Origin of the sequence: Promicromonospora sp. NPDC057138, assembly GCF_042670845.1 — a bacterium.
Taxonomy (GTDB): Bacteria; Actinomycetota; Actinomycetes; order Actinomycetales; family Cellulomonadaceae; genus Promicromonospora.
On the sequence record NZ_JBHUUX010000143.1, the window covers coordinates 1 to 1402 of the forward strand.

General features: G+C 70.0%; 2 protein-coding genes. Both read right to left on the reverse strand.

Annotated features, from left to right (window positions below):
• Positions 1–18 precede the first annotated feature (18 nt).
• Positions 19–552 (reverse strand): hypothetical protein, encoded by a 534-nt coding sequence (locus ACFT2C_RS29090; RefSeq protein ID WP_377210582.1) that lies wholly within the window; start codon positions 550–552, stop codon positions 19–21.
• Between the two features lie 160 nt (positions 553–712).
• Complete coding sequence (locus tag ACFT2C_RS29095; RefSeq protein ID WP_329829981.1) at positions 713–943, reverse strand: hypothetical protein; 231 nt, start codon at positions 941–943, stop codon at positions 713–715.
• Positions 944–1402: the final 459 nt, after the last annotated feature.

The window sequence follows — 1402 nt, forward strand, 5'->3', positions numbered from 1 at the left end:
AGATGCAGGCCCAGGTCCTCATGATCGGAGAACGCACGTTGGGCACGGAGCGGTGATCCGGACGAGCGCCTTGTGTGCGCTGGAGCCCGGCTCCACTCGGATCGCGCCCCGGCGGGTGCCCAGGCCCGTCTCAAGGTCCTTGATGCGGGCCGTGAGCGATTCGAGGGTGAGCGAGCCGCCCAGCGTGACGCGGATGTCCACGCCCATCGGCGTGCGCTTGACCTTCCCCCGCTTGAGGCCGGTGAGCTTCCGAGCCTCAGTCATGGCCCGCCACCGGTCCGGCTGGAGCCGGATGGCGAGGCGGACCGGCATCCGCAGCCGGGCGGCCCACAGACCGATGCGGACGTAGCGCACGATGGCCCGCGAGGCGTCGCGGATCGCCTTGGCGAGCGCCTTGGCGAGCCACCGGCGGCCGGTCTTGCCCATCATCCAGAGGAGCAGGCAAGCCCCGACCGCGAGGAGCACGGCGAGCCCTTTCGGGCCGAGTTCGGAGAGCACATGGGCGACGGTTTCTGACCCGCCGCTAGAGTTCTGGGCAGCACTGATGATCACGAGGTTCCCTCTCGTTTTTCGTCGGTGTCAGAGCCCCGTTCGGTGTCCAACCACCTGCGGGGCTCGCTCATTTTCCGGGCCGGAATTCCGGAGCTTGACAACCTCGCGCGCATTATGCGCACGCGTGCGCGAGGCTCGCGCCGGAATTTCCGGCGGTGACTCAGTCGTCCCCGGCCGTCTTCGACCACGCCCTGACCGTGTTCGTCGCGACTGCCGTCAGCTCCGTGATCCGCCGGATCGGGAGCTCGACCTCTCGGGCCGAACGGATCAGCGGGCGAAGCTCCGCGTCGATCTTGTCGAGTTGGGCGAGCAGCTTGATCCGCTGCTGCCCCGGACCGCGCAAGGCGGCCTCTGCGTCGGCTCGAAGCTGAGCCGGTGTCTTCTGCGTCATGCGGAGCAGACTGACACACGCATAGCAGTCTGCGCAAGTGGGACGCGCGGAATCCTCTGTGGCGCTCTGCGGGCCTCTCACGGCTCAGCGCGCACCCACGGCCGCCCCGACGCTGAAAACGCGTCAGCGGGCCGTACAGGGCGCCCAGGGTCCGTAATCCTCCGTGGCCTCCCCCCACGCGGCTGCGACGAGCGTGGGGCGGTGAAAGACGGCTGGCGGCGAGAGGGGGGTGGTCGGCGCGGCGTCTGCTCGCCGTCTGCCGGGCGGTCACGGGGTCGGCCGCCGTACCGCCGCCGTCACGGACGTCGGGCGCGTACGCGGCCCTGCAGAACCGGAGATGGGCTGGCGGGGGTCACCTGCTGCCGCGAAACGGCTGAGCTCCGGCGGAAGACGCCGAAGGCTTCGGTGCAGGCGCGCGGTACCTCGGGAGCGTGTCGTTACGTCATCCCGTGCCGGGAG

Bases quoted from the DNA above. Each gene is read 5' to 3' on its own strand.
- ACFT2C_RS29095 (WP_329829981.1), bottom strand. From the start codon at position 943: ATGACGCAGAAGACACCGGCTCAGCTTCGAGCCGACGCAGAGGCCGCC.